27 protein-coding genes are annotated in these 24673 nt (G+C 67.8%); 18 read left to right on the forward strand and 9 right to left on the reverse strand.

The features are described 5' to 3' along the window. Window positions 1-146 precede the first annotated feature (146 nt). The gene (gene lolD / locus C8261_RS01880; RefSeq protein ID WP_107491943.1) at window positions 147-848 is read right to left on the reverse strand and encodes a lipoprotein-releasing ABC transporter ATP-binding protein LolD; all 702 of its coding nucleotides are present in this window, start codon (window positions 846-848) and stop codon (window positions 147-149) included. Then, window positions 841-2094 (reverse strand): lipoprotein-releasing ABC transporter permease subunit, encoded by a 1254-nt coding sequence (locus C8261_RS01885; RefSeq protein WP_107491944.1) that lies wholly within the window; start codon window positions 2092-2094, stop codon window positions 841-843. Before C8261_RS01885 ends, lolD begins: the two co-directional genes overlap by 8 nt. Window positions 2095-2282: 188 nt before the next feature. Here C8261_RS01885 and C8261_RS01890 point away from each other — a divergent pair, with 188 nt between their 5' ends. Continuing rightward, window positions 2283-2726, forward strand: coding sequence for a DsrE family protein (locus tag C8261_RS01890; RefSeq protein ID WP_107491945.1), 444 nt, complete (start codon window positions 2283-2285; stop codon window positions 2724-2726). A 31-nt stretch (window positions 2727-2757) separates the two neighbouring features. Here C8261_RS01890 and C8261_RS01895 read toward each other — a convergent pair whose 3' ends face one another. The 6 genes from C8261_RS01895 to C8261_RS01920 are packed head-to-tail and all read right to left on the reverse strand — an operon-like array spanning window position 2758 to window position 8501. Further along, the gene (locus tag C8261_RS01895; RefSeq protein WP_107491946.1) at window positions 2758-3705 is read right to left on the reverse strand and encodes a phosphatidate cytidylyltransferase; all 948 of its coding nucleotides are present in this window, start codon (window positions 3703-3705) and stop codon (window positions 2758-2760) included. A gap of 2 nt (window positions 3706-3707) precedes the next feature. Continuing rightward, complete coding sequence (locus C8261_RS01900; RefSeq protein ID WP_107491947.1) at window positions 3708-4325, reverse strand: lysophospholipid acyltransferase family protein; 618 nt, start codon at window positions 4323-4325, stop codon at window positions 3708-3710. 10 nt (window positions 4326-4335) lie between these two features. Further along, window positions 4336-4767 carry a hypothetical protein gene (locus C8261_RS01905; protein WP_181358804.1) on the reverse strand — a complete coding sequence of 144 codons (432 nt, stop codon included), beginning with the start codon at window positions 4765-4767 and terminating at the stop codon, window positions 4336-4338. After that, window positions 4764-6128 (reverse strand): phosphatase PAP2/dual specificity phosphatase family protein, encoded by a 1365-nt coding sequence (locus C8261_RS01910; protein WP_107491949.1) that lies wholly within the window; start codon window positions 6126-6128, stop codon window positions 4764-4766. The genes C8261_RS01905 and C8261_RS01910 overlap by 4 nt, the downstream gene beginning before the upstream one ends. Next, window positions 6125-7876 carry a bifunctional alpha/beta hydrolase/class I SAM-dependent methyltransferase gene (locus C8261_RS01915; protein WP_107491950.1) on the reverse strand — a complete coding sequence of 584 codons (1752 nt, stop codon included), beginning with the start codon at window positions 7874-7876 and terminating at the stop codon, window positions 6125-6127. Before C8261_RS01915 ends, C8261_RS01910 begins: the two co-directional genes overlap by 4 nt. Window positions 7877-7880: 4 nt before the next feature. Next, window positions 7881-8501, reverse strand: a complete 621-nt coding sequence (locus C8261_RS01920) for a CDP-alcohol phosphatidyltransferase family protein (protein WP_107491951.1) — start codon at window positions 8499-8501, stop codon at window positions 7881-7883. Window positions 8502-8642: 141 nt separating this feature from the next. On the opposite strand from C8261_RS01920, the gene C8261_RS01925 reads away from it, so the two are divergent. The 16 genes from C8261_RS01925 to C8261_RS01995 all read left to right on the forward strand — a co-directional run bounded on the left by C8261_RS01925 (window position 8643) and on the right by C8261_RS01995 (window position 22137). After that, window positions 8643-9656, forward strand: a complete 1014-nt coding sequence (locus C8261_RS01925; protein ID WP_107491952.1) for a hypothetical protein — start codon at window positions 8643-8645, stop codon at window positions 9654-9656. Then, window positions 9653-11344 carry a single-stranded-DNA-specific exonuclease RecJ gene (gene recJ, locus C8261_RS01930; RefSeq protein ID WP_107491953.1) on the forward strand — a complete coding sequence of 564 codons (1692 nt, stop codon included), beginning with the start codon at window positions 9653-9655 and terminating at the stop codon, window positions 11342-11344. The genes C8261_RS01925 and recJ overlap by 4 nt, the downstream gene beginning before the upstream one ends. A gap of 214 nt (window positions 11345-11558) precedes the next feature. Continuing rightward, window positions 11559-12663 (forward strand): peptide chain release factor 2 gene (prfB, locus tag C8261_RS01935; protein ID WP_146161631.1). Its coding sequence is split into 2 segments (ribosomal slippage): window positions 11559-11639 and window positions 11641-12663, totalling 1104 coding nucleotides; the frame shifts between segments, so codons are not numbered across the junction. Window positions 12664-12721: 58 nt separating this feature from the next. Then, entirely contained in the window at window positions 12722-12967 is a 246-nt protein-coding gene (locus tag C8261_RS01940; RefSeq protein ID WP_181358805.1) for a type II toxin-antitoxin system Phd/YefM family antitoxin, read from the forward strand. Further along, entirely contained in the window at window positions 12940-13338 is a 399-nt protein-coding gene (locus tag C8261_RS01945) for a type II toxin-antitoxin system VapC family toxin (RefSeq protein ID WP_268987164.1), read from the forward strand. The genes C8261_RS01940 and C8261_RS01945 overlap by 28 nt, the downstream gene beginning before the upstream one ends. A gap of 28 nt (window positions 13339-13366) precedes the next feature. Further along, window positions 13367-14695, forward strand: a complete 1329-nt coding sequence (locus C8261_RS01950; RefSeq protein WP_107491957.1) for a hypothetical protein — start codon at window positions 13367-13369, stop codon at window positions 14693-14695. A gap of 185 nt (window positions 14696-14880) precedes the next feature. After that, window positions 14881-15585, forward strand: coding sequence for a hypothetical protein (locus tag C8261_RS01955; RefSeq protein ID WP_107491958.1), 705 nt, complete (start codon window positions 14881-14883; stop codon window positions 15583-15585). A gap of 63 nt (window positions 15586-15648) precedes the next feature. Further along, window positions 15649-15885: an AbrB/MazE/SpoVT family DNA-binding domain-containing protein gene (locus C8261_RS01960; protein ID WP_107491959.1), complete on the forward strand. Its 237-nt coding sequence runs from the start codon at window positions 15649-15651 to the stop codon at window positions 15883-15885. After that, on the forward strand, window positions 15882-16286 hold the full coding sequence (locus C8261_RS01965) for a type II toxin-antitoxin system VapC family toxin (protein ID WP_107491960.1): 405 nt from the start codon (window positions 15882-15884) through the stop codon (window positions 16284-16286). Before C8261_RS01960 ends, C8261_RS01965 begins: the two co-directional genes overlap by 4 nt. Then, window positions 16283-16474: a type II toxin-antitoxin system Phd/YefM family antitoxin gene (locus C8261_RS01970; RefSeq protein WP_107491961.1), complete on the forward strand. Its 192-nt coding sequence runs from the start codon at window positions 16283-16285 to the stop codon at window positions 16472-16474. Before C8261_RS01965 ends, C8261_RS01970 begins: the two co-directional genes overlap by 4 nt. A 9-nt stretch (window positions 16475-16483) precedes the next feature. After that, window positions 16484-19273: an AAA family ATPase gene (locus C8261_RS01975; protein WP_107491962.1), complete on the forward strand. Its 2790-nt coding sequence runs from the start codon at window positions 16484-16486 to the stop codon at window positions 19271-19273. A 66-nt stretch (window positions 19274-19339) separates the two neighbouring features. Next, window positions 19340-19630 (forward strand): nucleotidyltransferase family protein, encoded by a 291-nt coding sequence (locus tag C8261_RS01980; RefSeq protein ID WP_107491963.1) that lies wholly within the window; start codon window positions 19340-19342, stop codon window positions 19628-19630. A gap of 14 nt (window positions 19631-19644) precedes the next feature. Next, the gene (locus tag C8261_RS01985; protein ID WP_219905107.1) at window positions 19645-19977 is read left to right on the forward strand and encodes a HepT-like ribonuclease domain-containing protein; all 333 of its coding nucleotides are present in this window, start codon (window positions 19645-19647) and stop codon (window positions 19975-19977) included. Further along, on the forward strand, window positions 19974-20117 hold the full coding sequence (locus C8261_RS17270; RefSeq protein ID WP_181358807.1) for a hypothetical protein: 144 nt from the start codon (window positions 19974-19976) through the stop codon (window positions 20115-20117). The genes C8261_RS01985 and C8261_RS17270 overlap by 4 nt, the downstream gene beginning before the upstream one ends. A 33-nt stretch (window positions 20118-20150) precedes the next feature. Beyond that, window positions 20151-21218, forward strand: a complete 1068-nt coding sequence (locus C8261_RS01990) for a DUF2399 domain-containing protein (RefSeq protein ID WP_181358808.1) — start codon at window positions 20151-20153, stop codon at window positions 21216-21218. A 52-nt stretch (window positions 21219-21270) separates the two neighbouring features. After that, window positions 21271-22137: a hypothetical protein gene (locus C8261_RS01995; RefSeq protein WP_107491966.1), complete on the forward strand. Its 867-nt coding sequence runs from the start codon at window positions 21271-21273 to the stop codon at window positions 22135-22137. A gap of 8 nt (window positions 22138-22145) precedes the next feature. On the opposite strand, the gene C8261_RS02000 is transcribed toward C8261_RS01995, so the two are convergent. Further along, window positions 22146-23507: an integron integrase gene (locus C8261_RS02000; RefSeq protein WP_456238933.1), complete on the reverse strand. Its 1362-nt coding sequence runs from the start codon at window positions 23505-23507 to the stop codon at window positions 22146-22148. Window positions 23508-23664: 157 nt separating this feature from the next. On the opposite strand from C8261_RS02000, the gene C8261_RS17125 reads away from it, so the two are divergent. After that, a complete protein-coding gene (locus tag C8261_RS17125; RefSeq protein ID WP_146161632.1) occupies window positions 23665-24231 on the forward strand; it encodes a hypothetical protein in 567 nt (188 codons plus the stop codon). Window positions 24232-24673 lie beyond the last annotated feature (442 nt).

Here is a 24673-nt window from a genome sequence, read left to right on the forward strand (position 1 = left end):
TCCTCGCCCGGCCGGTTTCGCTCCGCACCCCACGCAGGCGCCGGCTCTGGTTGATGTCTGAAGGGGTGAGTCCCCCCCTTTCAACGAACTTTAGCCCATATTCTTTAGCGCGAAACGTTGCGGATAACCACAACAGCGCCCTGCGCTCAGCCGAAACGGCCGTCCTGCAGGCGCAGCGTGCGCTGTGCACGCGCCGCCAGGGACTCGTCGTGGGTGACGATGATGAAGCTCGTCGCCAGCCGTTCGTTGAGCGACAGCATGAGGTCGAAGACCGCCTCCGCGGTACGCCGGTCGAGGTTGCCGGTGGGCTCGTCGGCGAGCACGCAGGCCGGCTCGGTGACCAGGGCGCGGGCAATCGCCGCGCGCTGGCGCTCGCCGCCGGAGAGCTCTCCCGGAGCGTGGTCGAGGCGATGCCCGAGGCCGACCTCGCGCAGCATCGCCGCAGCACGCTCATCGGCCTCGGCGCGCGCCATGCGGCGGATGTAGAGCGGCATGGCGACGTTTTCCAGCGCGGAGAACTCCGCCAGCAGGTGGTGGAACTGATATACGAAGCCGAGGGCGCGATTGCGCGCGCGTCCGCGCTCGGCATCCGACATGCGCGAGAAGTCGCGCCCCTGCAGGCTGACCGTGCCGGCTGCCGGCACATCGAGGCCGCCGAGCAGATGCAGCAGGGTGCTCTTGCCCGAACCCGAGGCGCCGACGATGGCGATGCGCTCGCCGCGCGCCACCGCCAGATCAACGCCGCGCAGCACCTCCACGGCGTCCTCGCCCTCGCGGAAACTCTTCACCAGCCCGGCGCACGCCAGCACCGGCACGTCCGTCGCCACCTCCGCCTCCCTCTCACTCATAACGCAGCGCCTCCGCCGGATTGACCCGCGACGCCCGCCAGCTCGGATACAGCGTGGCCACCAGGGTGAGCACGAAGGACACCGAAACGATGGTCAGCACGTCGCTGGCCAGCACCTTCGAGGGCAGTTCGCTGATGTAGTAGATCTCCTTGTTCCACAGCGTCGCACCGGTGAGCGTTTCGAGGAAGGGGATGACCACATCGAGGTTGCTCGCCAGCAGCAGCCCGGCCACCGTACCGCCGGCCAGCCCGACCAGGCCTATGATCGCCCCCTGCAGCACGAACACCGCCATGATCGACCCCGGACTGGCGCCGAGGGTGCGCAGGATGGCAATGTCGGCCTGCTTCTCCTGCACCGCCATGACCAGCGTGGAGACGATGTTGAAGGCCGCCACGGCGACGATGAGGAAGAGGATGATGGTCATCATGGTCTTCTCCAGCGCCACCGCGCGGAAGAAATTGGCGTGGCTGCGCGTCCAGTCGCTGACCATCACGCGTTCGTCGATGTAGCCCGGCAGTTCGCGCGCCACCCGCGGTGCGGCGAAGAGATCGTGGAGCTTCAGGCGCACGCCGCTCACCGCGTCATCGAGGCGGTACAGCACCTGGGCGTCACGCAGATGGATCAGCGCCAGCCCGGAATCGTATTCGTACATGCCGGCCTCGAAGATGCCGACGACCTCGAACTGGCGCACCCGCGGCAGCACCGCCGCCGGCGTCACCAGCCCCTGGGGGGCGATCAGGGTCACCTTGTCGCCCAGATGCACGCGCAGCGCCAGCGCCAGATCGCGCCCCAGCACGATGCCGAAGCGCCCGCCGACCAGTGCATCGAGACTGCCGGCGCGCATGTAGCGGGCAAAGTCGGCAACGCGCTCCTCGTCCGCGGGCAGCACCCCGCGCACCAGCGTGCCACGCACGACCTGGTCGAAGGAGAGCATGCCCTGCTCCTGCACGTAGGGCGCTGCGGCAACCACGTCGGGGTGCTGCGCGGCCTGGCCGGCGACCCGCTGCCATGCGGGCAGTTCGCCGTCGAAGGTGCTCACCTGCACGTGCGAGGCGACGCCGAGAATGCGCGTGCGCAACTCCTCCTGGAAGCCGTTCATCACCGACAGCACCACGATCAGCGCCATCACCCCCAGCGCAGTGCCCAGCATGGAGGCCGCAGAGATGAAGGAAATGAAGCGGTTGCGCCCCTGCGCGCGACGGCGCGAGCGCGTATATCGGACACCAACGAGGATTTCGTATCGCATCGGGGGCCAGCACCCTCGGTAAACAAGACCCGCATTGTGCCGCAAGCGCGCGCCAGAAGGGGTGCGCCGCATCACCCCGATGCGTAAGCAGGCGTGTTCACCGCAATAGCGCAGTCGCGGTAGTGCCGATATGCTGAGCCACCGTCGATGCCTGCAGCATCCCCTCCCATCGTCCCCGGAGCACGATCATGTCCCCTGCCCTCTCCCGCCGCCTCTTCCTTGCCCTCGCCCTGACCACCGCCACGACCGCCGGCACCCCCGCGTTCGCCGCCGAAGAGCCGATCAGGGTGGTCTACCACATCGGCGAAGGCGTCCAGCAAGCCAGCCGCGCCATCGGCAACATCCGCAACCACCTCAACGCCGACCCCCAGGCACGCATCGTCGTCGTCACCCACGGCCCCGGCATCGACTTTCTCATCGACGGCGCCGAAGACGCCCAGGGCCGTCCCTTTGCCGGCGCGGTCGGCGAACTGGCCAACCGCGGCGTGCACTTCCGCGTCTGCAACAACACCCTGCGCAGCCGCAGCATCGAGGCCGGCCGTCTGGTCATGGAAGCAAGCATCGTCGACAGCGGCGTTGCCGAGGTATCACGCCTGCAGGTCCGCGAGGGGCACGCCTACCTGCGCCCCTGAGGCAGCGCCCGACGGCGTGGCGGGTGCTGCCTCAGGGCACCCACCAGTAGCGCACGATGTGGAAGAGGATGGGGGCGGAGAAGCTGAGCGAATCGACGCGGTCGAGCATGCCGCCGTGGCCCTCGATCATGCTGCCCCAGTCCTTGACGCCGCGGTCGCGCTTGATCGCCGACAGCACGAAACCGCCGAAGAAACCCAGCACATTGATGACCAGCGCAATCGCCGCCGCCTGCAGCGGCGTGAACGGGGTGATCCACCACATCGCCGCCCCCACCAGGGTGGCGCTGAGCACGCCGCCGACCAACCCCTCGAGCGTCTTCGACGGCGAAATCGCCGGCGCCAGCAGGCGCTTGCCGAAGAGCTTGCCCCAGACGTACTGGAAGACGTCGCTGGACTGCACGGTAAGGATGAGGAAGACGATCAGCAGTGCATTGCTGCCGGCATAGCCGGGAATGTCGAGGATCAGCAACGCAGGAACATGGGACAGGCAATAGACGCAGATCATCAGGCCCCACTGCACCTTCGCCGCGCGTTCGAGAAAGCGCATGGTATCGGCCCCCAGCGCCGCGGAGATCGGCAGCAGCAGAAAGGCGTAAACCGGAATGAGGATGGAGAACAGCCCGTACCACGAGATGGCGATGAGGTAGTACTGCAGCGGCAGGAAGACGAAGAAGCTCCAGATCAGCACACGATGATCGCCGCGGCGGGTGTGGGTGAGCGAGACGAACTCGCGCAGGCACTGGAAGGAGATGAAGGCGAACAGCGCGATCACCCCGCCGTCGCCGACCCAGATCGCCGCGCCGATGAGCAGGATCATCACCCACCACGCCTTGAGCCGGGCGTTGAGATTGTCGATGACGCCGTGCGGCGCACCGCCGGCAAGCCGCCACTTGAGCACCGCACCGATCGTGCTGGCCAGCGCCAGCACCGCGAAGATGCCGCCGAAGACCAGCGTCAGGGTATGTTCCAGGGTACTCATGATCAACCCTCCGGTGGCGCCAGCGCAGCAAGCGCCGCCTGCGCACGGTCGAGGAATTCGCGTTTGCCTTCGCCGTCGGCGAGGCGCAGTGCGGGGCCGAAACTCAGCGTGCACAGCAGCGGCACCGGTATCAGTGCGCCCTTGGGCATCACGCGGCCGAGGTTCTCGATCCACACCGGGACGAACTCCACCTGCGGGTTTGCCGCGGCAAGGTGGTAGATGCCGCTCTTGAACGGCAGCAGACCGTCGCCAAGATTGCGCGTACCTTCCGGAAAGACGATCAAGGAATCGCCCCCGCTCAGCGCCGCGGCCATCTGCCCCACCGGATCGCTGCTCGCGGCACGCCCGTTGCGCTCGATGAGCACGGCACGGAAGACGTCCTGCGCCACATAGCGCCGCAAGGCGCCGCGCAGCCAGTAGTCGGCGCCGGCCACCGGGCGCGTATGCACGCGCCGCACCGCCGGCAGAGCCGCCCAGATGAGCAGGAAATCGCCGTGACTGCGATGATTGGCGAAGAACACGCACTGCCCTTCAGGTGGTTGCGCCTGCCACACCGGGCGCACGCCGGTGATCAGCTTGGCGAAGCTGCACAGCGCAGCGCCGATGACAGCATTCAGCATCAACACATCCTCATTGCATCAGTGCCGCGGCGAGCACCAGCACGCTGTGCACCGCCACCGCAACAGCCTGGCGGACGAGCAGCGCGCGCGCCCCGGCACAGCGTTGCGCCACGCTTCGCGGCGCGGCGCGGCTTCCCCGCGCCGCGTCGAAGGCGGATAGCGTACCGGCTACCTGCACATCATCGCCACCCCGCCAGTCGCGCGCCCAGCGCCCGAACACAACCGCATCGAAACGTACGCGCAGACCGTAGTAGAACGCGACGGCAGCGGCGGGCAGACTGACCAGCAAGAAGCCCCGATGCCCCACACCGAAGATCAGCGCCGCCAGCGCCAGGGCCATCGACACCCGCAACCACGCATCGAGGGGGCGCCCCAATTCGAGCAGATCGGCACAAAGCGCTGCACGCACGGCGGCGTCATCCACCTGAGCCTCTGCGCTCACCGCAATGCCCCGCCCGCGGCCAGCAAGGCGCCCAGGGCGGCGCGGTGCCCGGCACCGAGCACCACACCCGGCCGCGCTCGCGCGACTTGCGCCACCGCCTGGCCCACATCCGCCGCCCGGCCACTGAGCAGCAACCACGCCGCTACCGCGCTGGCGCTGCGCGAGTAGCCCAGCGCGCAACAGACCAGCACCGGCCCATGGCCACGCAGGGCCTCGATGCGTTCGGCGGCTTCGCGCAGCGCCCCGGCATCCGGGACAATCAGATCCAGCCAGGGCAAACCGGCGTAGGCGCCATGGGGGCGTGGCGCGGGCAGCTCTGCGGTGAGGTCGAGCAAGGCCGCAAAACGGCCCTCGCCCATGTCCGCCGCCGACGGCATGCGGCCCAGCCAGACCTCGTCGGCAACCCGGTCGGCGCGACGGCAGGCGCGCGTCCACCACCGCGAGTTGAGCCAGGCGCCCAGGGTATAGGGTGCCAGCAGCCAGCGCGCGGCCAGCCCCATGCGGCCGTCGTGCTTCTGGAATCCGCGGGCGCCCGGGCCCAGGTAGATCAGCGCCACCATCCCGAGGGCGACGGCCGGCCACAGCAACCACAGCGCCGCACCACCGAACACCGCCGCCGGCAAGGCCACGAGCAGCGCGCCGGCACAATACAGGCCGGCCAGCCGCACACGCTGCGGCGGGCACGGCCAGCGCCAGCCGCGCAGCGGCGAGGGGCCGCGGTCCGGCCACAGCCAAACGCACAACAGCCCGGCGAGCGCACCGGTGGGCACATCGATGAAGTGGTGCTGGTAGGTCGTCAGCACCGACAGGGCGATCAGCGCCGCCCAGAGATGGACGACGACGCGCACCACCCCCCGCGTGCCCAGTGCAAAGCGCAGCCAGATCACCACCAGCAGCGCAATGTGCAGCGAAGGAGCCTGGTTGTAGGGCAGGTCGAAGCCAGTCAGCAGGTCGAAAAGAGTGCCGAACACGCCTTCGGTTGCGGGTCGTTCGAAGGAGAAACGCAAGGGAAAGGCGATGAAGCAGGCCACCGCCAGCACCTGCGCGCTGAGCAGGCGCAGGGCGTGCCGGTCAACGGTCTGGCGGTCGCGGCAGAACAGGAAGGACAGACCGTAGAGCAGATCGATGGACCAGTAGGGCACGATGGTCCATGCCCAGAACGGCATGTGCCGCTCCCAGGCAAACACCACCGCCGTGCTCACCTCGCGGCTGGCGGCAAGCGCGTTGGCGTAGCCATAGCTGAGAAAGAAGAAGGGGGCGAGCAGCAGCAGCCAGCAGACGCTGCGCCACCACAGCACCGGGCCGCTGCGCTCGGCGCAGTCGGCCGGGAAGCTGATCGCCACTCCGGGCAGCGCGCTCATGCAGGCCGGCGCCGTGCCAGAGAAACGGTGAAGATGCCCCACTCGTCAATGCGCTGGTCGAGCTTTTCGAAGCCAGCTTCCTCGACCAGCTGATCCATCTCCGCCTGGGTACGCCGGCGCATCACCCAGGCCTCGCCGCCGCGATGGCTGGTCAGCGCGCGGGCGATCATCTCGAGCTGCGGGTGCCAGGGCTGGCCGGTATAGATCAGATAGCCGCCCTCCTCGACCGCGGCGGCCAGCCCCGCCAGCGAACGGGCCACCATGTCGTTGTCGGCGAAGAGCTCGTACAGCCCGGAGACGATGCCCAGCGTCGGCCGCGGCGACAAGGCCGCAAGCTGCCCGGCATCGAAGGCATCGCCTTTCTCGAAACGGGCGATGCCGTCCAGCCCGCGGCTGCTGATCAGCGCGGCGCCGTCGCGCACGTTGATGTCGCTGAAGTCGCGCAGCACGATACTGTCCGGCTGATGGCCCGAGCGTGCGACGCCGTCGAGCACGTAGCGCCCGTGGCCGGCGGCAACATCGACCAGGTGCAGCGCCCTGCCCTCGCCCTGCAGCCGCTCCAGGGCATGGCGCAGCAACTCCTCGACGTGCAGCTTGCGCTGGCGGATGCCGCGCCAGCCGACCGCATCGAGATACTGGCGGTCCACCATGCGGCCCAGCGGCCCCGATCCGGTGGCGGTGTCGCGATAGACGTAGTCCAGGGTGCTGCCGGAATCGAAACCGGTCTGATGGCCGAGGCGAACGCCGGCGGACACCAGGCCACCCAGCTTCAGGCCGAAGCGGTAGAACGACCAGTACATACCCCGCGGCGACAGCGCGGCCAAGGGTGCGGCCAGCGCCTGCGCCTCCTCCCAGGTGGCGCCGGCACGGTGGGCATCGCGCAGATCGACGCGCTCGCCGGCGCGCTCGAACTGGCGCAGCACAAAGCCACGCACCTTCTCCAGTGCGACGGCACGGTCACGCTCGCCCAGGGTGTCGTGATAGAAACCGGGGAGTTCGTGCACCTCCTTGTCGCGCGCGCCAAGGCGGGCAAAGAAGTCGCGCTGGGGCTTCTTGTGCACCACCCAGTCGGCCCCGGAGATCAGCAACTGCGTCGGCAGGGTGATCGCCTGCGCGTCGGCAACCACACGCTCGCCGGCCTCGTAGAGCGCCAGCAGGATGTTCACCGAGATGGCGCGCGCGATCAGCGGGTCGCTGTCGTAGGAGGCCTGGCGCTCGGCATCGTGGGTAAGGAACTTGGCCTTGACGTAGCTGTTGACGAAGAAATTGCCGCGCCAGCGCCGCATCAGCGCCAGGCCAGCGCGCGCAAAGGGCACGTAGAGCTTGACCTTGAAAGCCGGCGAGGCAAGCACCAGGCAACGCACGCGGGGCGCGTAGTCGTGCGCCCAGGTGGAGATCAGCACCGCCCCCACGCTCTGCGCGAGCACGGCCATGTCCTCGCGCGGGATGCCCCACTGGCGTTCGATGTGTTCGACAAAGGTCTGCACGTCGCGCACCGAGGTGCCAAGGCTGGGCGAATCGCCCCGCGCCCCCGGCGACAGGCCATGGCCGCGGGCATCCCAGGCATAGAAGTCGAAGGCCGCCAGATCAAGCTCGTCGACCAGATGGGCCATGCGCCCGGAGTGCTCGTGCCCGCGATGGAACATCACCACGCAACCGCGCCGTGGCTCGACCGCGGGCCAGCGCCGGTAGAACAGTTGTTGACCGTCGTGGGTGGCGAAATAGTGCTGTTCACAATGACGATGCATGCCTCTACTCCTTGCTGGCGGAGGTGCTGACCTCGCGCACGCCGTTGCGCACGCGGTTGAATATGTTTACTGCAATGGCCAGTGCCAGCGCCGGCATCAGCCATTCGAGCCAGGCCGGCAGGCTGCCCGCGATCCCCAGCCACAGGCCGAGGGCGCCGAAGACGAAGGCGCGGTCGCTCTTGCCCATGGGGCCGTCGTAACGCCGCGAGGCGCCCACCATCGGCCCCAGCGCGCCGGCCATCTCCGAGACCACCGCAAGCAGGATCACCAGCCCGACCCATTGCCAGCCAAATGGCGCAATGAGCGCAAAGGGCAGATACAGCGCGGCATCAGAGACGACATCGGCGAGTTCGTTGAGGTAGGCGCCGAGCACCGACTGCTGGCCGAACTCCCGCGCCAGCATGCCATCGACGGCATTGAAGGCCATGCGCAGGAACATCCACAGCGGCAGCAGCAGGAACAGCAGCGGCTGCGGGAAGGCGAACAGCACGACGCCGAGCACGACGGAGATCAGCAGCGCCGCGACAGTCACCGCGTTGGCGGTAACGCCCGCCACGGCGAGGCGGCGCACGAGCGGACGCAGCAGCGCCTGAAAGGCCGGCTTGAGCCGGTAGATGGATGACATGAAGCGATGCCAATGGACTAGGTGCGCAATTATCGTCATATCACTGACACTTTGCCAGTACCCTCTCCAATCGCGCCCTGCCCGCCGCGGTACTCAAGGCGGCATGCTAGACTCGCAGACCTTCACCACAACCCCGATGTCATGCACGCAAGAGTCCTGCTCCCCGGCCTGCTGTCACCGACCCGCAAGCTCGCCGACCGCCCCGCCCTGCCGGCACTGGAAACCCTGCTGCGCCAGGGACGGCTGGACTGGCACGCGGGCAGCAGCCACGAAAAGGTACTTGCCGAGTGCTTCGGCCTGCCGGCCGACGACATTCCCGTCGCCGCCCTGCGCCGCCTCGGCGAACGCGACGAAGCGGCCGTGGATGGCTGCTGGCTGTGTGCCGACCCGGTGACCCTGCGCTTCAATCGCGAACACCTGCTGCTCGACGACGCCGACGACAGCGGGCTGTCGGCGACCGAGGCCGCCGCTCTGCTGGAGGCCCTCAACAACCATTTTCTCGCCATCGAAAAGGACTTCGTGCGCTTCGAGGCGCGCTCCGCACGGCGCTGGTACCTGCGCCTCAAGAGCCGCCCGCAGGTCGATCTGGCGCCCCTTGGGGCAGTGCTCGGCCGCCCTGTCGAAGGCTTCCTGCCCAGCGGCGAGGAGGCCGCACGCTGGCGCCGGCTGATCAACGAAGCCCAGGTGCTGATGCACAACCACCCGGTCAATCAGGCCCGCGAAGCCGCCGGCAAACCTCTCGTCAACAGCCTGTGGTTCTGGGGCAGCGGCACCCTGCCCGAGACCCTGCACGCTCCGGCGCCGGTACTGCGCACCGACGACCGCCTCGCCCTCGGCTGCGGGCGTCTGGCCGGCATGCGCTGCGAAGGGCTGAGCAGCCGTACGCCCAGCCGCGCCACCCTGATCGTAGACACCCGCCTGCTGCGCCCGGCGCTGCGCGTCGATGTCCACGGCTGGCACGACGGCCTGCGCAAACTCGACGCCAAGTGCCTGCAGCCGCTGCTCGCGGCACTCAAGAAGCGGCAATTGTCCAGCCTGCACATCACCGCCGCCGGCGACCGTGCTACGCTCGACCTCACCATCCGGCCGCTCGACCTGCTGAAGATCTGGCGCCGGCCGCGCCCGCTCGAACACATCCTGACCCACGAGGCATGACCCGAATCACCCCACGCCCTGTCCCCGCACGCACCGTGCAGGGGCTCATCGACGCCGGCATCCATCCCCTGCTTGCCCGCCTCTATGCCGCACGCGGCGTCGCCAGCCGCGCCGATCTCGACTATTCGCTGGGCGCCCTGCTGCCGCCGGCCGCGCTCAGTGGCACCCATGAAGCCGCGCAACTGCTCGCCGACGCCATCGAGGCCGGCGCGCGCATGGTCATCGTCGCCGACTACGACTGCGACGGCGCCACCGCCTGCGCGGTGGGCGTGCGCGCACTGCGCGCCTTTGGCGCCGACGTGCATTACCTGGTGCCCGACCGCATCACCATGGGCTACGGCCTCACCCCGGCGATGGTCGAACTCGCCGCGCGCATGGAGCCGGACCTGCTGATCACCGTGGACAACGGCATCGCCAGCGTCGAAGGCGTCGCCGCGGCGCGCGCCCACGGCATGGCCACGCTGATCACCGACCACCACCTGCCCGGCGAGGTGCTGCCCGAAGCCGACGTGATCGTGAACCCCAACCAGCCCGGCTGCGACTTTCCCAGCAAGGCACTGGCCGGGGTCGGGGTGATGTTCTACGTCATGCTCGCGCTGCGCGCCGAACTGCGCGAGCGCGGCGCCTTCGCCGGCCAGGCCGAACCCAACCTCGCCAACCTGCTCGATCTGGTCGCGCTCGGCACCGTGGCCGACGTGGTGCAGCTCGACCACAACAACCGCATCCTGGTCTCGCAGGGTCTGCAGCGCATGCGCGCCGGACGCCTGCAGCCGGGCGTGCGCGCGCTCTTCGCCGCCGCCGGGCGCGACCCGGCGCGCGCCGCCAGCACCGACCTCGGCTTCCTCATCGGCCCGCGCCTGAACGCCGCCGGGCGGCTCTCCGACATGAGTCTGGGCATCGAATGCCTGATCACCGACGACGCCGGCCGTGCGCTCAACATCGCCCAGGAACTCGACCGCCTCAACCGCGAACGGCGCAGCATCGAAGCCGGCATGCAGGACGACGCACTGGCCCGCCTCGAAGATTTCGACGCCGCCGAATCGGCCAGCATCAGCCTCTACCAGCCGGACTGGCACCAGGGCGTGATCGGCATCGTCGCCGGGCGCATCAAGGAGCGCCTGCACCGCCCCACCATCGCCTTCGCCCCCGGCATGGACGGCGAGATCAAGGGCTCCGGGCGCTCGATTCCCGGCCTCCACCTGCGCGACGCGCTGGATCTGGTGAGCAAGCGCGAGCCCGACCTCATCCTGCGCTTCGGCGGTCACGCCATGGCCGCCGGCCTGGCGATCCGCGAGGCGGACTACGACCGCTTCCGCCAGGTGTTCGACGAGGTGGTGAGCAGCCTGGTCGACCCCGCCGACCTCACCCGCCGCATGGACACCGACGGCGCACTCGAATCCGGCTGGATGAGCCTGGAGGGCGCCCGCCTGATCGAACAGGACATCTGGGGCCAGGGCTTCCCGGCGCCGCTCTTCGAAGACGTCTTCCGCGTCGAAAACCAGCGCCTGCTCAAGGAACGCCACCTCAAGCTGCAGCTCACCAAGGGCAGCACGCGCTATGAAGCCATCCGCTTCAACCACGCCGACGGCGCCCCGCCCGACCTGCGCGCCGCCTTCCGCCTGGGCATCAACGAGTACAACGGCGTGTCCAGCGTGCAGTTGATGCTGGAGCATTTCGAGGCGGTTTGAGCCTGAACGCATCGCGGCCAAGGCCGCGCCTGCGCCAGCGCCGTGCCCGTGTAGGAGCAGCCTTGGCCGCGATACGGCTTTCCGGTTCGACCAAGAACCGGCCAGTGATCCGCTTCCGCGCCATGTGCCAGACCCGCCTGATCTCCAATCCGCGAGCGCACCGTCCATCCCCGGTATAATCCCCGGTTTTCCGAAATTCGCCCGGAGCAGCACCATGGAAGCCGAACGCCTCAACGCCATTGCCGAAAAACTGGCCGACCTCGCCGCGCGCGGCCGCGAACTGCGGAGGTATCTTTGACTACGATGCCAAGGCATCGAAGCTCGAAGAGGTAAACCGCGCGCTGGAAGATCCGGCGGTGTGGAACAACGCCGAGCGCGCGCAGGAGCTCGGCAAGGAGAAGCGCACGCTGGAAGACGTGGTGCTGACCCTGCAGCACATCGACCAGCAGTCCACCGACCTGAAGGATCTCTACGACCTGGCCGAGGCCGAGGACGACGAGGACACCCTGGTGGCGGTCGAGGCCGATCTGGGCGAGCTGGAAGCGAGCGTGCACAAGCTCGAATTCCGCCGCATGTTCTCCAACCCGATGGACCCCAACGCCTGCTTCATCGAGATCCAGGCCGGCGCCGGCGGCACCGAGGCGCAGGACTGGGCCGGGATGCTGCTGCGCATGTATCTGCGCTACTGCGAACGCAAGGGCTTTGCCACCGAACTGCTGGAAGAGTCCGAAGGCGAAGTGGCCGGCATCAAGGGCGCCACCATCAAGGTCAATGGAGATTACGCCTACGGCTTCCTGCGCACCGAAACCGGCATCCACCGCCTGGTGCGCAAGAGCCCGTTCGACTCCAACGCCCGCCGCCACACCAGCTTCACCTCGGTGTTCGTATATCCGGAGGTGGACGAGTCGATCGAAGTGGAGATCAACCCGGCGGACCTGCGCATCGACACTTACCGCGCCTCCGGCGCCGGTGGTCAGCACATCAACAAGACCGACTCCGCGGTGCGCATCACCCACGAGCCCAGCGGCATCGTCGTGCAGTGCCAGAACGACCGTTCGCAGCACAAGAACAAGGCCGAGGCCATGTCCATGCTGAAGGCGCGTCTGTACGAGGCCGAACTGCGCAAGCGCCAGTCCGAGCAGCAGAAGCTGGAAGACAGCAAGAGCGACATCGGCTGGGGCCACCAGATCCGCAGCTACGTGCTCGACCAGTCGCGCATCAAGGACCTGCGCACCAGTTACGAAGTCGGCAACACCCAGGGCGTGCTCGACGGCGACCTGGACGACTTCATCGCGGCGAGTCTGAAGCAAGGGGTTTGAACGCCTGCATGTACGCACTAGAATGAAGTGCGTACATGCTTCGTTCAGCGAGGTTTTCATGGAACAGATCACCCTGACTGCGCTCAGGCAAAACATCTTCCAGATCGCCGACCGCGTGCTCGCCACCGGTGAAGCGGTGGTGATCGAGCGCGATGGCAAGCGTCTGGTGCTCGCGCCGGAAGTCGTGCCCGGCGTGCTCGATCACCTGCCGCGCAGGAACGCGATCATTGGCGACGCCGACGATCTGGTGAACATCTCGGCCTGGGACAAGGACGCGTGGCAGGACAATCAGAACGACCTCTGATCCACCTCGACACCCACGTCGTGTGCTGGCTGTACGACGGGGCCGTGGAGAAGCTCAGCACCGCGGCACAAGCAGCAATTCGTGGCGGCCGGCTGGCTGTATCGCCGCTGATTGAACTGGAGATCACCTATCTGCACGAAATCGGTCGCTTCAGGGATGAAGCGACGACGGTACTGGGCGTGCTCGCCGGCCACCTCGGCGTGCACGTGAGCCAGACGCCGTATGCCCAGATCGTCGCCCACGCCGTGGAAATCACCTGGACACGTGACGCGTTCGACCGCCTGATCATTGCCCACGCCGCCGCCGACCGCGCACAACTGGTCACGCGCGACAGCCTCATCCGCGCGCATTTTCCCGGCGCCATCTGGTAAGCCGCCGGCGTTCCCCACAGCACCCACCTTGACCTCAAGCTCTCTCGATCTCGCCGAATTCCTCGCCCCGGGCGTGGCCGCCGACGACGTACCGGAACTGGCCTCGCTGGCGGCGGCGCGCCCGCTGCTGGACGCCTTCATCACGCTCTTCCGCGGCTCCGAGGCCGAGGTGCTGATGCGTCTGCTGGTGCTGCGCGAGATCGGCCGCGAGTCCGACGCCCCGCGCTGGTCGCCCGACGCCCTGCGCGCGCGCTTCACCTATCTCGACCCGGTGAAGCTGGAAACGGTGTTGAAGCGCCTGCGCGACAACGCCCTGCTCGCCTTCGCCGACGACGGCCTCTACCACCTCTCCGACATCGGCCGCAACGCGGTGGCGGCGCTGGCCATGCTGCTGCGCTTTGCGGAAGAGGAAGACGCCGAACTCGGCTTTCTCACCGCGCAACTGGCCGGCCTGCAGGCGGTGGGCAGCCTCACCCCGGAAGCGCTCGGCCACCTGCTCAGCAAGCTCAACGACCTCACCTGGCACTTCGAGGAGGCCATCGCCTCCGGCTCGGAGTTCAACATCGTCGCCGCACGCCGGCGCCTCTCCGCCAACGAGAAATGGCTGGCGCGCGGCACCGAGATCCTGCGCGAACTGCTCGCCGACCCGGACGTACCCTTCGAGGTCGCCCACGTCGCCCAGCGCATCGGCCTGGCGCAGTCGCGTCTTGCGCGCGCGGACGCCAGCTTCCAGCGCGCCCTGAACAAGATCGAGGCGCAGCGCGTCACCCTGGGCGCCTCCGGCATCTCCTCGTCGGACGTCTCGGCCTGGCTGCGCACCCTCAACGCCGACAAGCTCGCCGCCTTTGCCGACGACGCCTTCGCGCTGGTGCCGGAGATCCCGCTGCTGGCCGGCGGCCATGAACTGCTGGACCGCGCCGAAGCGGTGCTCTCCGACGAGGTCCGTGCGCAGGAAGTGGATACCGCCCTGCCCCCGCCGGACGCCGCCGAGGTCAACAGCGCGCCGGAAACCGAAGACCTCGCCCTGCTGCAGCACTTTGCCCGCCGCCTCGGCGGCGTATCGCAACCCGCCAGCCTGGCCGACGTGGTGGCCGGCGGCGGCTTCGCCCCGGCCTCCTACCGCCTGTCTCTGCTCGCCCTGCTCGCCGACGGCGAGTCGTCCGGCCCGGCCGACGGCCCGGTGGGCGAATTCATGCGCCTGCCGCTGGAGGTGCTGTTCGGCGACACCCTGGAAGCGGTGGACGAGGACGAGATTGCGCTGATCTCTGCCGGCCGGGTGAGTCCGCGTGGCAACCCTGCAGGGAACGAAAGCGTTCCCACTGCACCAGTCGAAAAAGCTACCGAGAGTGGTTTCTGAATGCCGTCACAAGCACTGTCCAAGCCACTCCCCGCCGTTCGGGCTGAGCCTGTCGAAGCCCGCTCGCAGGCACTGTCATCAATCGCCCTTCGACAGGCTCAGGGCGAACGGCGGGGGTTGCACCGGAATGACGCACACTCCCCGCTCAACCCGAACGGTATTTGATCGCAGAACCGCGAGAAGCCATGGAACAGGACATCAAGACCCTCACCGCCCGCCTGCTGGCCAACCGCTGGCTGCCGCGCAACGATCGCCTGGTGCGCCGCGCGCTGGTGGATGAAACCTTCCGCGTCGAACTCGACCACCGCCTCGCCGCCGTCGGCCTGCAACTGCAGGACAATCCCTACGCCGGCCACGTCGCCGCCGCGCTGGTGCCCGAGATGATCGAACCGGTGTTCGGCGCCAAGCGCGAATACGCCGCCAGCAACGTCGGCCTCACCCGCGACGAGATCGCCCTGCTGGTGGTGATCTGGTCGCTCATCGTGCTGCCCAAGCGCGAACGCCAGGTCACCCGGCGCGAAGTGGCCGACGACGGCCAGGGCGACATGTTCGGCGCGGATAAACCCGTTGAGCATGGCGAGACGGTCTCCGCCGGCATCTCGGAAGCCTCGCTGATCGCCGACTTCGGCCCCCTGCTCGGCGGGCGCAGCCGGGTGAAAAACTTCATGCTCGGCAAGCTCGCCCGCCTGGGCTTCATCGAGCGCCGCAACGGCATCCTCGCCGAAGGCCCGCTGCTCGACGTCGCGCTGGACTACCGCGTCATGGCCGACCGCATCATCCACGGCACGCTCGCGGAAGTGATCGCCCGCGCCGGCCACCCGCTGCCCGAGACCAACGCCTTCGAAGTCGCCGACGTGCTGCCCGACGAGGACGTCGAAGAAGATGCCTGAAAACGCCCCGCGACGATCTCATCTAGAATGACATCATCCATGCTTGCAAGTCAGGAGCCGACCATGCAGGAAGTCAAACCATCGAGTGACGGCCGCATCCCCCTCCCGGCAGAAATCCGCCAGGCGCTGGACCTTCATGAAGGCGAGTCCCTGCAGTGGGATATCGTCGATGGCGAGGTCCGCCTGAGTACGCGCCGCGCTCGCCTGGCCAAGGCGCGCCGGCTGGCTGCCCCCTATCTCGCCGAAGCCAGTACGGATGATTTCCTGGCCGCCCGCCATCTCCAGGAGGCCACCGATTGACCCGCTACGTCTGGGACGCCTCCGCCGTGCTGGTCTACTTGCGCGGCGAACCCGGCGTGGATGTGCTGGAAACGCGCCTGGCTGAATCCAGCGAGCACTACCTGTGCGCGGTCAACCTGTCCGAAGTGGCGGGCTGGCTCAACGAACGCGGCATGCCGGCAGCCGAATTGCAGGCATTCACCGCCGCGCTTGATCTGCAGGTTGTCGCCTTCGACCGACCACTGGCTTTGGCCACCGGTCTGCTGCGCACAGCCACCAAGGCACGCGGCCTCTCCCTCGGTGACCGCGCCTGCCTCGCCCTGGCCAAACAGCTTGGCGCCACAGCACTGACGGCCGACCGCGCCTGGCTGAACCTCGCCCTCGATCAAGCCATTGAACTGACCCGGCCCGCAACGACATGACCCGGGCCATTCCCTCCACGTTTATCGACATCGACGACGCCTGCGGGCAGTTCGAAGCCCTGATCGAACGCGCCCTCAACGGCGAAACGATTGTGCTGTCACGCGCTGGCATCCCGCTGGTTCGCCTCGAACCCTGTGCAGCCAGACCAGACGACTCCTCCCTTGCACCCGCGCACCCCGCGGGCTGAACCCTCCCCATGTTCCACATCAAGCAACTCGAACTCGTCCACTGGGACTACTGGCGCCGCTTCTCGCTGCCGCTGGACGCGCAGATCATCACCATCGTCGGCCCCAACGGCTCGGGCAAGACCACCCTGCTCGACGCCCTGCGCACGCTCTTCGCGCTGCGCTGCTCGGGCAAGCGCGACTTCCGCCGCTATGTGCGCCGCGCCGACCGCAGCTTTGCGTGGATTCGCGCGGTGGTCGCCAACCAGCCCGGCAGCAGCGGGCGGCGCCCCTTCTTCCCCTGCCTGCACGACGAAGTCACCTTGGCCTGCCGCATCCGCCGCGCCGGGGGTGAATGGACGCGCGACTACACCATCGTCGATGGCGACGTCGCCATCGAGGAACTGGAACGCACCGAAGACTGGGTCGGCCTGCGCGACTACCAGAGCAGGCTCGCCTGGGGCGGGCTGACCCCGGCCATCGCCAAGGTGCTGGCCCTTGAACAGGGCGACACCGACAAGCTCTGCGAATACTCCCCCAAGGCCCTGCTGGAGCTGGTCTTCGACGTCTTCGGCGACAAGGAGGTGCTGGACAACTACGAGGCCGCGCGCGAAGAGCAGAAGAGCGCCGAGCGCGAACTCGACGACCTCGGTCTGGATCTCGACCGCCTGCGTGCCCAAGCCGAAGCGCGCCGCCTGGAGGCCGACAACTACCTGCAGTGGAAGCAGCTTGCCGACGAGGCCCAGGCGCTCGACGCCGAGATCGTGCCGCGCCTGGAAGCCGCCGAACTGGCCCGCGACGCCAGCGCCGAACGCCAGCAACTGGCCGCCGACAAGAACGAACGCGCCGCCCGTCACGCCGAACGTCGCCACGCCCAGCAGCGCCTGGAAGAAGTGCACGGCGAGAAGACCGCGGCCGAAGCCGAACGCACCCGCCTCAAGGAAGACAACCACGGCATCGAAGCCGGCTACCTCGCCGCGCGCGACCGCGTGCGCGACCTGGACAAGCTGCTCGCCGAACGCGACGCCCTGCGCGCCCAGCTCGCCACCGAACACGGCGCCGACGCCGTCGAACTCGAACGCGAACACGAAGCGGCCGAAGCCGCCCTCGCCCGCCTGCGCGCGCAGGAACGCGAACTGGTAGCGAAGTTCGAAGAACGCTCCGACAGCCTGCGCGCCGCCAAGAGCCGCAGCGGCCCGCCGGGCGAGCCGGACGTCACGCGCTTCCGCGCGCTGCTCGACGAACAGGGCATCGCCCACCGCAGCCTCGCCGAAGTGGTCGAAGTCACCGACGCCGCCTGGCAGGCCGCGCTGGAAGCGGTGCTGCGCCCCTACCGCCACGTCATCCTGCTTGAACGCGAGTCCGACCGCCACGCCGCCTGGGCGCTGGGCGAGCGCGAACGCTTCCGCCACTTCGTCGTGCCGGAGCGCGAAACCGCGCCGCCCGCGCGCCCGCAGAGCCTCGCCGAAGTGGTGAACTTCTCCGCCCCGGTGCCGCGCTGGCTCACCGACCTGCTCAACCGCATCCGCCGCGTGGATAGCGTCGAGGCAGCGCGCGAGCTGCCGCGCGACATCGAATGGATCACCCGCGACGCCTACCACCGCGAACGCCGCGGCGCCCGCCACCTCGGCCGCCCGGCGGACTTCCATTTCGGCGAACTGGCCCGCCAGGCGCGCATCGCCCAGCTCGAAGACGACATCCGCGCGCTCGACCGCGAACTCGCCGCGCTGCGCCCCCAGGTGCAGGACGCCGCCGACCGCCTCACCGCGCTGCGCGGCCGCCTGCTCGGCCTGCAATCCGCCCAGCTGCTCGCCGCCAAGGCGGAAAGCTACGCCGCGGCGGAAGCCGAACTGCCGCAGGCGCGCGCCGCGCTCACCACCGCCGACGAACAACGCAGCCAGATGCAGGCCCGCCAGGAACAGATCTCCGGCAAGCTCGCCGGCATCAGTATCGAACTCGAACGCCGCGAGCGCGAACTGCGCTTCATCGACCAGCGCCTGCTCGAACTCGACCACACCACCGCTCCGCGCCGCCACGCCCAGGCCCAGCGCCTGAAGCGCCTGCGCAGCCTGCGCCGCGGCATGCCCGCGCACTGGCGCGACCCGGCCGACATCGCCCTGCTCGCGGAAAAATACGGCGACGGCCGCGGCGCCCGCCTGCAGGCCGAACGCCTGCGCCGCCACCTCGACGAAGGCGACTGGATCACCGACCCCGCCGTGCTCACCCTCTCCGAACGCCTCAAGGCCGACGTCGCCAAGCGCGAACAGGACTACCGCGAACGCCAGGGTTACTGCGCCACCACCCGCCGCCTCACCGAAGAAGCGCGCAACGCCTACATCGCCAAGCTGCGCGCCACCGTGCGCCAGTACGGCAAGAACCTCAAAGCCCTGGGCGAACTGGCCGGCGTGGGCGTGGACTGCCCGCCGCCCGCGCTCGGCGCGGACGACCTCTCGCTCGGCCAGGCCGGCCTCGAAGTACGCTTCGACTTCGACCGCAAGGGCGCCGTGGGCCTCAACGACGGCGAAGCCTCCGGCGGCCAGCAGGTGATGAAGTCGCTGATCCTGCTCATCGCCCTGCTGATGGACGACGCCCGCCCCGGCGGCTTCGTCTTCATCGACGAACCCTTCGCCCACCTCGACGTCGCCAACATCGACCGCGTCGGCACCTTCCTGCGCGCCACCCGCGCGCAATACCTCATCACCACCCCGGTCACCCACAACGCCAACGTCTTCGCCCCCGCCCAGCTCACCCTGGTCACGCGCAAGAAGAAACCGGGCGACGACTGGGCGCCAACCATCGGGGTGCTGGCGCGGGCGGTGTGATGCCGGCAGGCTGCAAACCGCCCGCAGAGTGATTACACTGCGGGGAGCAACCCGAAGGAGCCCGGCATGACCACCCTTGAACGACTCAGCCGCCATCGCGTCGAGTTGATGCGCATGGCCTCCGCTCACAAGGCCCGCACGCTGAGCGTCTTTGGCTCCGTCGCGCGCGGTGAGGACAAGCCGGACTCCGACATCGACTTCCTGGTCGAATTCGAAGCCGGTGCCTCCCTGCTCGACCTGGTCGGACTTCAGCAGGATATCGAGGCACTCCTCGGCCGCCGCGCAGATGTCGTCACCCCAAACGGGGTCAGCCCCTTCCTGCGCGAACGCATCCTGCGTGAGGCCCGCCCGCTGTGAGTCGAGATCGGACGGTGTTTCTTCGCCACGTCCTGCAATGCCTGGAAAGGATCGACACTTACACTGCCAACGGCAAGCAGGCTTTCATGGATGACGCCAAAACACAGGACGCAGTTATCCGCAATCTGGAGATCATCGGTCAGGCAGTAAAGGATCTCGGCACGGACGATCTGTGCGTCCGCCACCCCGCGATTCCCTGGCGGCAGATCGCCGGCCTGCGCAACGTGCTGGCCCATCAGTACCTCGGCGTCGATCTGGCACTGGTCTGGCAAGTTGTCGAAGACCACCTCTCAGAACTCCGCCAGGCGGTCGCAACCGAGTTGTCCAGTATTACGCCCAAGGGATGAACGCACCCTCCCTCACCTGGCTCCCGCCCGACCCCGCCGGCATCTCCACCGCCTGGCTCACCGACCCTGCCCGCTCCACCCTGCGCGGCAAACGCCTGCGCCGCGCCTTCGACCGCCCCGCGCCTTTGCTCGACACCTAGCCTGCCGCCTGGCGTGAGTTGCTCGCCCACTGGGTGCGCCGCGCGGACGCCGACAAGCACTACCGCTGCGACAAGCTGCTGGAGCGCGCCGGCGCGCTGCGTGCCAACACCGCCCTGCAGCTCTTCGACCGGCTACTCGCCGAGGGTCTGGTGGAAATGGAAGAACGGCGCGACCCGCAACGCCGCGACTGGCCGCCGCACAGCCTGCGCTTCATCGACCCCGCCGCATTACGCCGCGCGCTGGCCCTGCCCGAACCGGATGCCCTCCGCCGCCAGTGGGATCAAACGCGCCAGAACACTTTCGCCCTGCCGCAACTCGATGCGGCGCGCAGCACACTTGACGAACTCCCACCCAAAACCGCGCTTGACCGCCTGCAACTGCTCGCCGCCCTGCAACGCTGGCACGACGAACAGCGTCACCGCGGACAGGCCACCCGGCGCGACTTCGCCTGGTTCGCGCGCGCCGACACCAAGAAGATCACCGACACCGAATGGCGCTGGCTGGCCGAAAGCGTTGATCTGGCCGCCTTCGGCATCGCCGCCCACGCCCCGCTGCTGCTGATCTCGGCAAACATCTCCCTGAACGGCCCCGCCGGCCCCCTGGCGCTGGGCGCCCTGCCCGGCTTCATCGGCCTGCCGCCGCAGGCGGTGCAGGCCATCACCCGCATCGACCATCCACCCAGGCTCTGGCGTGTGGTGGAAAACCGCAGTGCCTTCGAGAAGGCTGCCGCCGCCCGCGCAGCGGACGAAGCCGTGCTCTGGCTGCCCGGCTATCCACCCGGCTGGTGGGTAGACGCCGTCTCCCACCTGCTCGCGCTCGCCCCCGCCCCGCTCGCCATTGCCTGCGACCCCGACCCGGACGGCATCGCCATCGCCCTGCACGCCGCCCGTCTGTGGGAACAAACCGCGCAAGCGTGGTCGCCCTGGCGTATGGGCGCCGAAGAACTGCGCGGCCTCGCCCACCGCCGCCCACTCGGCGAACGCGACCACGGCCTGCTCGCCGCCCTGCGCGCACAAACCCTGCCGGCGGAACTCGCGGCCCTGGCCGAGGCCATGCTGGAACTGGGCGAAAAGGGCGAACAGGAAAGCCTGTTCTGGTAAACATGCTTCCGGCGTAAGATGGGCGCCAGGACTCCGACGCCCCTCACCCCCGATGCAGCTCGACCTGTTCTCAGACAGCCGCGACGTCATGCTGCGCAACGACCTGATCGATGCGCTGCGATCGCGCGATGTGGGCGCCGGTGGGCGTGCACTCGCGGCCCTGGCAGCGGAGTATCCGACAGACGCCACACTGCGCCCCGCACAAAACCTGCTCGGCGTACTCAAGGCAGAAGTCACCCCGTTTGCCACCCATGCCGAGGCGATCCAGGCCGTCGCGGCGTTTGAGCACGCACCCCGCGCCGACGCCATTTCCCTGTTCGGCGAAGGGCCAGCCGGGCACTGGCTGCGCCCCGTCCGGCTGGCCCTTGCCCAAGCCGCGACACATCTCCCGTACAGCGCGCAGGCACCCGATGCGCATGCCACGGGTCTCTACCTGCGAGCCGGCGACTGGACAGCCGCCGAACACCACGTCAACACCATCCCCGCCTGGCGGCGCATCCCGGTCCCGCTCGCCTGGGCCGCCGAAGCCTGCTTCCATCTCCACGGGCTGGACAAGGCATGGCCACTGCTCGCCGAGCTCGCCTGGCTCGATGCCGCTCGCTTCGCCGCCCTCACGCAAGCCCTGCCCGCCCCGGCGCTCGCCCGCCTGCTGCATCGCTACGCGCGCGAGCACGCCGCCACCGCAGCAGACTTTGCGTGGTTTCCCGCCTGGGCGCTGGTCGCTCACCCGGAACTGCGCACCGTGCTGCAAGGCGCCCGCACGCCGCAGCATTGCGCACCGGAACTGGCCTGCCACCTGGTCGCCGAACTGCTCATACTCGAACGCCAGGGCCGCCATCACGACATCGTCGAGCAGCGCAAACGCCTGCGCGCACTCAATCCCGAACTGTTCGCCTTCTACATGCAGACCCGCGCCTGAACACCCCTTCAGGCACGATCGAGCGGACTCACCACCCCCAGGCCGCCGCGATTCAGGACATGCGTGTAGATCATCGTGGTCTTCACATCCGAGTGGCCAAGCAGTTCCTGCACCGTGCGGATGTCGTAGCCGCCTTCCAGCATATGGGTCGCAAAACTGTGCCTCAGCGCATGGCAGCTCACCGGCTTGTCGATACCGGCCGCCCGTGTCGCGGCCCGCACCGCCTTTTGCAGGCTGCTCTCGTGCACGTGATGTCGGCGCACCGTGCCATCGCGCGGATCCGCGGCCAGGCGGCTCGCCGGGAACACGTACTGCCAGCCCCACTCGCGCGGCGCGTTGGGATACTTGCGCGCCAGCGCATCGGGCAGATACACCGCCCCGGCCCCCAAGGCCAGATCGTCACTGTGCAGCCCCCGCACCTTGTCGAGATGCACGCGCAGCGGAACCACCAGGCGCGTCGGCAACGGCACCACGCGATCCTTCTGCCCCTTGCCGTCGCGCACCACGATCTGCCCATAGCCGAAATCGATATCCTTCACCCGCAGGCGTACGCACTCCATCAAGCGCATCCCCGTACCGTAGAGCAGCGCGCCCATGGTCGCGTGCATGCCCTGCAGCCCGGCCAGCAGGCGCATCACCTCATCGCGCGACAGCACCACCGGCAGGCGCTGCGGACGCTTCGCGCGGGCAAAGGCACCCAGTTCGCCAAGCGGCTGCTCCAGCACCTGATCGTAAAAGAACACCAGCGCGTTCAGCGCCTGGTTCTGGGTATTGGCTGCGACCCGTCCCTCGACCGCGAGCGCCTGCAAGAAGGCCTTCACCTGCACGCCACCAGCGCGCGCCGGGTCGCCCCCGCCGATGAAGCGCAGGTAGCGCTGCAACCAGCCCAGGTACGCCCGCTCGGTGCGGATCGAATAGTTGCGCTGACGGATCACGGCCACCAGCCTGTCGCCTGCCCCCGGACCCGCCGACGCCCCCGGTCGATCAGGCAGAACCGGAGCAGGCGCGCTGCTGCGCGCAATGGTCGGATGATCCCCGGCCAGCGTGCGCCCGCCCTCCCGCCAGAAAGCCCAATCAACCCCGTCCGCCGCCGGCGCCGCGGCCATCACCAGCAGGTGCCGCACCGCCTCCACTGCCTGCACGAACTGCCAGGCCGCCATTCCGTCTACCCTTCCCCGCTCCGCCAGCCACGCCTCCACATCGCCCGCCGAATGGGTCGCGATCCGGCGCCCGGACGAGGCCGCCACATAGGCCTGGGCGTGGCGCGCATAGTACTTCGCCGCCGACGCCTTCACACCGGACTTGATGAGCGAATTCATGTACTTGTGCCAGAAGCGAGCCACCGCGTCGGAGCTGTTTGACAGAGTCATGGGCTTGGGCTACCGTCACCCGAAATGACGATGAAGTTGCCAGACGAGAAAATGCTAACGTACTACAGCACACGGGACAATATGCGGACTCCGTATACTCACCTTCCGGCCCACGCCGTCTAGTACAACTGTTATGCTCACAAAAAGGAGAATCGAGGTGGATTGGTTACTTTCAATTGTTAGGGTTGCCGGCGCTTCGTTTCCCGTCGCATCGTCACTTGTGCAGCTCAATTCTGAAATTGAGTCGAAAGCTCTACTTCAGCGTGTTGCGAAGCTCGAAGACCCAATTAGTCACTTGCATGAACAGGTTCCGGAGTTGTCGAAGCATATTTATCAGAAAATAAAGGAAACTAATTCCAATTCAATTGAGTTTGCAGATAACTTCTACAAAGAATATAGCCGTCCGCTTGCAGCCTTGGAGTCGCAGAAATTCATTAAGGGCTGTCATGCTATTGGGAAGCAATTTGCTGCAGGCCTCAGAGTGGTTGATCCATCGTATATTATGTATATGTGCGCACTAACAGAGGAAGCACAAAAAATGGAAGCTCTGATAAATAAAGTAGATTCCTGTTGGGTTGGAAAATGGATAAATGGCGTTGAAATACATGAGTCATTGAATATTCCCTTGCCTGTTGCTCAGGCTGTCTTCGAGATTTATGAAGACAAAGGGTATGGTTTATGTTCAAAAACGATCGGCGAATACAAATACATGGGCAAAGCATAACGATTAAGGTTATGTCGTGATCGCGAAGCGAGCCACGACATGAACCGATTGTTGAACAAGCCCGGTTCGTTTCCCTGGAAATAGCTTCAAGTGCCCCGACCCGGAATGGGCCGAGGTGGCCAGCACGCGGGGCTGGCGATGGCGGGTTCAGCGCGTGCAGATTGGGTAGTGCGCCCGATTTTGCACCTCGAACGCGTCCTTTTTGGCCGAGTTCGGCAAATTCTGGCCGAGCGCCACCGCGGCGCCGGCCGGCGCACCACCCTCTCAGGTGGGCGGGCTTACACGACCGTCTCCGCAGCCGGAACCGATCCTCGTCGCCGGACCGTTGCGGGAGGAATTCGCCGGCGCAGAATCTGCATCGGGCTGCCGCAACACGGACACAGCAACGGCGGCCGGGGTGTGTCCGCTGGCGGGCGGGGCGCAATCCTGAGCACCCAATGCA

It is taken from the genome of Pseudothauera lacus (genome assembly GCF_003034845.1).
GTDB lineage: Bacteria > Pseudomonadota > Gammaproteobacteria > Burkholderiales > Rhodocyclaceae > Pseudothauera > Pseudothauera lacus.

Excerpts from the sequence above, each read along its gene's own strand:
- C8261_RS01915 (WP_107491950.1), bottom strand. The coding sequence starts at position 7,876 with ATGCATCGTCATTGTGAACAGCACTATTTCGCCACCCACGACGGTCAA.
- C8261_RS01975 (WP_107491962.1), top strand. The coding sequence starts at position 16,484 with ATGTTCCACATCAAGCAACTCGAACTCGTCCACTGGGACTACTGGCGC.
- C8261_RS01900 (WP_107491947.1), bottom strand. The coding sequence starts at position 4,325 with ATGCTGAATGCTGTCATCGGCGCTGCGCTGTGCAGCTTCGCCAAGCTG.
- C8261_RS01980 (WP_107491963.1), top strand. The coding sequence starts at position 19,340 with ATGACCACCCTTGAACGACTCAGCCGCCATCGCGTCGAGTTGATGCGC.
- C8261_RS01940 (WP_181358805.1), top strand. The coding sequence starts at position 12,722 with ATGGAACAGATCACCCTGACTGCGCTCAGGCAAAACATCTTCCAGATC.
- C8261_RS01920 (WP_107491951.1), bottom strand. The coding sequence starts at position 8,501 with ATGTCATCCATCTACCGGCTCAAGCCGGCCTTTCAGGCGCTGCTGCGT.
- C8261_RS01885 (WP_107491944.1), bottom strand. The coding sequence starts at position 2,094 with ATGCGATACGAAATCCTCGTTGGTGTCCGATATACGCGCTCGCGCCGT.
- C8261_RS01910 (WP_107491949.1), bottom strand. The coding sequence starts at position 6,128 with ATGAGCGCGCTGCCCGGAGTGGCGATCAGCTTCCCGGCCGACTGCGCC.
- C8261_RS01890 (WP_107491945.1), top strand. The coding sequence starts at position 2,283 with ATGTCCCCTGCCCTCTCCCGCCGCCTCTTCCTTGCCCTCGCCCTGACC.
- C8261_RS01925 (WP_107491952.1), top strand. The coding sequence starts at position 8,643 with ATGCACGCAAGAGTCCTGCTCCCCGGCCTGCTGTCACCGACCCGCAAG.
- C8261_RS01970 (WP_107491961.1), top strand. The coding sequence starts at position 16,283 with ATGACCCGGGCCATTCCCTCCACGTTTATCGACATCGACGACGCCTGC.
- C8261_RS02000 (WP_456238933.1), bottom strand. The coding sequence starts at position 23,507 with ATGACTCTGTCAAACAGCTCCGACGCGGTGGCTCGCTTCTGGCACAAG.
- C8261_RS01960 (WP_107491959.1), top strand. The coding sequence starts at position 15,649 with ATGCAGGAAGTCAAACCATCGAGTGACGGCCGCATCCCCCTCCCGGCA.
- C8261_RS01895 (WP_107491946.1), bottom strand. The coding sequence starts at position 3,705 with ATGAGTACCCTGGAACATACCCTGACGCTGGTCTTCGGCGGCATCTTC.
- lolD (WP_107491943.1), bottom strand. The coding sequence starts at position 848 with ATGAGTGAGAGGGAGGCGGAGGTGGCGACGGACGTGCCGGTGCTGGCG.
- recJ (WP_107491953.1), top strand. The coding sequence starts at position 9,653 with ATGACCCGAATCACCCCACGCCCTGTCCCCGCACGCACCGTGCAGGGG.
- C8261_RS01995 (WP_107491966.1), top strand. The coding sequence starts at position 21,271 with ATGCAGCTCGACCTGTTCTCAGACAGCCGCGACGTCATGCTGCGCAAC.
- C8261_RS17270 (WP_181358807.1), top strand. The coding sequence starts at position 19,974 with ATGAACGCACCCTCCCTCACCTGGCTCCCGCCCGACCCCGCCGGCATC.
- C8261_RS01955 (WP_107491958.1), top strand. The coding sequence starts at position 14,881 with ATGGAACAGGACATCAAGACCCTCACCGCCCGCCTGCTGGCCAACCGC.